Here is a 5,172-nt window from a genome sequence, read left to right as displayed (position 1 = left end):
TGAGTAAAGAATAGTAACAATAAAGAGAACGAAAGTTAAAGAGTTAATGAATAAGTATTCTGAATAAAATCCGTAATTATGTCGAGGCTCTAGAAGCCGTGGGAATGAGAGGTCACTCAAGGATATTTATAAGAATGCAGAAACCATTATGGCACTCGATGCCGAATATATGACCGCTTCCTTTGTGGCTCTATTTTTTTATTTTCTTTCTTGACAAATTCACTCGTCCATATATGACAATTTATAACTTAGTGTCACCCCTGCGTAAGCAGGGGTCTAGATTCCCGCCTATGCGGGAATGACAAGTTTAAATATAATCAACTTATCATCAATTGACTATACCAAAAGCCCTAAATATAAATATTATCTCATCGGCTGCTTCTTTTAGATAATCGAAACGACCAGAAGAACCTTTATGCCCTGAATCCATATTAGTTTTTAGCAATAATATGTTATTATCTGTTTTTGTTGCTCGAATCTTTGCTGCCCATTTAGCTGCTTCCCAATACCCAACTCTAGGGTCAGAAATTCCAGCCGTGATAAATAGACTCGGGTAGTTTTGAGCTTTTATATTATCATACGGAGAATAAGACTTAATATAGTTAAAATAATCTAGCTCTTTAGGATTGCCCCACTCCTTAAATTCACTAGGGGTTAATGGCAGTTCTTCATCGAGCATAGTATTTAATACGTCAACAAAAGGCACATGGGCAAGGGCTGCTTTAAATAATTCTGGTTGTTCATTAATGACCGCTCCAATTAACATCCCCCCTGCACTTCCCCCACAAATTACTATATTACCCTTGCTAGTATATTTTTCTTTAATTAACTGTTTAGCAGAAACAATAAAGTCATCAAAAGTTCTTTTTTTATTGAGGAATTTAGCAGCTTGATACCAATCATGCCCAAGATCGTCTCCACCTCTAATATGAGCAAGAGCATAAACAAACCCACGATCTACAAGAGAAATAGCGGTATTCCTAAAGGATACTGGTATGCTGATACCATATGAACCATAACCATATAAATATAAAGGATTCTTCCCATCCTTGTTAAACAATGATTTTTTATATAATAAGGTAATTGGTACTTTAACCCCATCATTATCAGCAAATATTCTTTCCACCATATATTCTTCAGGATTAAAGCCACTTGGTATTTCCTGTACTTTCAATATTGATAGTTGCTCACTGTTAAAATCATAACTATAAGTGGTATTCGGTCTAGCAAGCGAAGAATAATTTACTCGAATATCATCTTCATCAAAATTAGTAGATAAGGCTGAAGCAGTAAAAGCAGCATCCGGGAAATGAATAATTTTTTCATTCTGCTCTTTAAGATGCTTTATTTTAATAACTGGTAATCCTTGATCACGATAATTAACTATTAAATAATTGTTAGTAATATTAAAACTAGCTAAATATTTAGTTGGGTCTTCTGGTATATAATTATTTTCCCATAAATCATTTTGAAAATTACGCACATTTACTAACACTATGCGAAAGTTTTTTGCCCCTTCATTGGTATTAATATAAAAATTATCACCATTATGCTCAACATCATAAAAAACTCCTCCCTTTAGAGGTCTAAGAAGCTTAGGCTCAAAGCTATGATCCCACATTGCTAGAACATATGTTTCATTTGCATCATGACCAGATACATCAACGAAAATATATTGTCGACTGGATGACTTACTAACGTTCAACTGATATAATGGATCTGTTATATGATGTACTAACTTATCATCGGAAATTGCATGATCTATGAAGTGAATCATTAATTTATCATGACGAAAATTCTCATTAATCGGCATATAAAAGAACCCTTTCAGATATTCATGCCAAATTATAGTGCGACTCACATTATGTATTTCATCTGGTAAATATTCTTTGGTCTTTAAATTATAGACTTTAATTGTATATTTTTCATCCCCGGTAAAATCAACACTATAAGCTAGTAGCATATGATCGGGAGAGATTGATACTAGACCTAGATCAGTAAATTTATTATCTTTAGCAATAACATTGATATCTAATATAATTTCTTCCGGAGCGTCTATTGACCCAATTTTTCGGCAATATATAGGATATTCAGCATTTTCTTCAGTTCTGGTATAATAATAGTAATTATCTTTTTTTACGTAAGTTGACTGATCAGCAAGTTTAATTCTGCCCTTTAACTCCTCAAATATTTTATCTTTTTCTTTTTGTAATGGCTCAAAAAATTGCTCGGAATATTTATTTTCTGCCTGTAAATATTCTATGATTTTTTTATCGCTAACATTAGGCCATTCGATATCTCTAAGCCAGTTATATTGATCTGTAAATTTTTTACCGTGCAATGTAAAACTGTAATCGATCTTATCGGCTATAGGTGGCTGCATTTTGCCCTCATTTAGTGCTTATTATTATAAAAGTAATTAACGATATAATTACGACTAATAGACTTGTTGATTGATTATGCAAAGATTTTATCTTACGTAAAGCATTTTTTTCTACTCTTTTCAAAACAGGGTATTCCGCCCCTAGTCTATCATTAAAATCGTGTCCCACTAAGTGATATTTGTAATAAATACGACGAAAATTATTTTCAACAAACTGAAATAAATCTAAATTTATGTTAGCAGTTGAACGTCTAGAAATCTTTTTACTAAAAACCACACTAAGCAATATACCTATTATTATTATTACTATTTGCTTTACTATATCCAACCAATTTATATCAAGTGTTTCAACAGGATAAGATGACCATACTAATTTTAAGCCTTGCTCTAAAAAGAAATTAGTTGCCAATACAAATGATAGCATGACCAATAAGCTGACTTTGCTCAAAATATTCACTATAGGATAAAAATCATTAATTAGATATTTGTATTTAACCGTAGAAAATAAAGCCGCACATGTTATAATTTTTAACAGGAAAATAGCATAATAATTAATATCCTGATTCAAAACATTGGTCACAATAATTTTGCTAACAAAACTAGCAAGAGGAGGTAAGGCTATAATGAATAATACACTAATTATTAAACTACCAAGCAATAAAGGGTTTCTCCATGAGTAAAGCCCTTTTATCTCAGAGCAATTTTCTACATTACCTTTATCTATTAATATAGCAACATATAGACCAAATAAAGCTTTATACAATATATGGACAAAAAGAAAAACTATGATTCCTAAATTTGCTTGTTGAGATTTTGTGCCAATGGCAATCACCATAAATCCAAGCTGAGAAACAGTAAGATAACAGACTAATCTTTTGATGTTATCTTCTATACAAGCATAAACCCCACCATATATAATCATTAATAATCCAAAGAATTTAAGTATTTCTAAACCACTAAATAATTTAAGAAGTATAATGATCGATATTTTACTAGTAAAGCTGGTTAAATATATCATCCCTGAAGTTGAGGCAAATGGATAACAATTAACAATCCATCCGGAAAAAGGTATGCTCGCTACATTAATTAAGCAACCACTAAGTATTAGAACATAAAAGATAAAAGAAGCATCTCTGTTCTCTATCAATTGGCTAAGAGAAATAATTTGTATGTTAGAACTATTGGTGATTATATAACTAATCCCTATTAAGATAAGACTACCACTTATAAGATGCGTAAGGAAATACTGTCTTGCCGCCCTAATACTATTTTTACAATTACCGTAAAAAATTAACAAAGTGGCACATATCATCATCATTTCTAGAGCAACAAACATCGAGATAAAATCCCCAGCAAATAAACAGATCAAGGAAGAGGCTGAGTATAAACTACCTATCAATACCTCAAATTTTCTGTTTTGGCTAATGGCATATAGGTTAGTCACCAACGTTATCACCATAAAAGCAAGTGCTATTAATTTATTTTCATTACTAAAATTAATAATAAAACTATTATTATACAGATTAATTACCGCCTCATTTTGGTTGTTAATTAATAATATACCAGCAATTATTGGATAGATTATTGAGGTAATATAAAATGTCTTTCTAAATTTAAAATAGAGAAACAGGATAAACAAAAGAATAAGTAAGGTAGGGTAAATCATCATTAACTAGATTATGGTTTTATATAGCTGATCAGTTAAGGTTTTGATAATTCCTCCTAGTAGCAACGAATCAAAGCTGCTTCTCGCAATGACGTTTAGGGGGGGGGGCTTAGAGTAGTATCAAAAACTTATTCTGGTTAGCTAATCAGATACTAATAATCATATAGTATATTGATCGTATAATATAGTAAATTCATATTAACGTATAATTGCTATGTCAACTCCCCTTATTGACATTCTGTATCAGATGTGATACTATTGAATAACAAATACAATTGGAGCGATCTTATGGCAGCTAAACGATTATTAGTGTCTTTAGACGAGAAAATATTTAATGAAATTGTTGATATTGCTAAAATCAACAATGAATCCCTATCTAAAATAGCAAAGGATCTTATTATAACTAGTTTAGAACTTCAAGAGGACAAAATATTAGCTAAATTAGCAGATGAACGAATAGATAATACTAAGGAATGGATTAGTCATATGGACAGTTGGAAATAATGTATAATCTTCTTTATTCAGATCAAGTTATACACAAAGATATCTCTAAGCTTCCTACACTAGTAAAATCTTTAATAAAAATAACCATTGAAAAAAAGCTATTATCTGATCCAATAAAATTTGGCAAACCTTTAAAACATAGCCTCAAAGGTTGTCGCTCCCTCAGGATTGGTGATTATAGAGTGATTTATCAAATAATAGATACGACAATTAAGATATTAATAATTCAACACCGCAAAGATTGCTATAATCATTAGCCTCCCACCTTTCATCAATGGGGTTAAGTATATCACCTTTAATTTCAGCCTTTCCCTTTATAGTCAATTGATGAGAAGTTGGTGACGTCGTCACTCGTCGCTCGCCTATTACTTATAGGCGTCGCTCCATCGTTCCTAGCTACCAAATTCTCCTGAATTAATGGTATGGACCTACCCTATATACAGAATGAGAAGCATATGCTAATCTTCTAGGATAGGAAATGAATCCTAAACAACAATAAGGAGGCCCATATGGAAGTTACCACAATTGGTATAGATATTGCAAAAAGAATTTTTCAAATTCACGGTGTAGATAAAAATGGTAAGACAATATTAAAGAAAAAATTAATGAGAGAGCAGGT

The 5,172-nt window shown here is 31.5% G+C and carries 5 protein-coding genes and 1 pseudogene; 3 read left to right on the top strand and 3 right to left on the bottom strand.

Annotation, left to right across the window (positions count from 1 at the left end):
- Positions 1–328 precede the first annotated feature (328 nt).
- Together RiCNE_RS05745 and RiCNE_RS05740 are read right to left on the bottom strand one after the other, a co-directional pair.
- Positions 329–2,383, bottom strand: a complete 2,055-nt coding sequence (locus RiCNE_RS05745) for a S9 family peptidase (RefSeq protein ID WP_094649634.1) — start codon at positions 2,381–2,383, stop codon at positions 329–331.
- Between the two features lie 7 nt (positions 2,384–2,390).
- Complete coding sequence (locus RiCNE_RS05740) at positions 2,391–4,052, bottom strand: proton-conducting transporter transmembrane domain-containing protein (RefSeq protein WP_094649633.1); 1,662 nt, start codon at positions 4,050–4,052, stop codon at positions 2,391–2,393.
- 255 nt (positions 4,053–4,307) lie between these two features.
- On the opposite strand from RiCNE_RS05740, the gene RiCNE_RS05735 reads away from it, so the two are divergent.
- A complete protein-coding gene (locus RiCNE_RS05735; RefSeq protein ID WP_133062958.1) occupies positions 4,308–4,553 on the top strand; it encodes a hypothetical protein in 246 nt (81 codons plus the stop codon).
- Entirely contained in the window at positions 4,553–4,810 is a 258-nt protein-coding gene (locus RiCNE_RS05730) for a type II toxin-antitoxin system RelE family toxin (RefSeq protein WP_094649631.1), read from the top strand. The genes RiCNE_RS05735 and RiCNE_RS05730 overlap by 1 nt, the downstream gene beginning before the upstream one ends.
- Before the next feature lie 44 nt (positions 4,811–4,854).
- On the opposite strand, the gene RiCNE_RS08080 is transcribed toward RiCNE_RS05730, so the two are convergent.
- Positions 4,855–4,956, bottom strand: coding sequence for a palindromic element RPE2 domain-containing protein (locus RiCNE_RS08080; RefSeq protein WP_239832719.1), 102 nt, complete (start codon positions 4,954–4,956; stop codon positions 4,855–4,857).
- Between the two features lie 106 nt (positions 4,957–5,062).
- Between RiCNE_RS08080 and RiCNE_RS08075 the strand changes: the two are divergent.
- Positions 5,063–5,172: pseudogene (locus RiCNE_RS08075) on the top strand (IS110 family transposase); the annotation flags it as partial.

Origin of the sequence: Rickettsia endosymbiont of Culicoides newsteadi, from assembly GCF_002259525.1 — a bacterium.
Classification (GTDB): domain Bacteria; phylum Pseudomonadota; class Alphaproteobacteria; order Rickettsiales; family Rickettsiaceae; genus Tisiphia.
The sequence above is the reverse complement of the archived record's forward strand: the minus strand, read 5'-3'. Positions and strand labels throughout refer to the sequence as shown.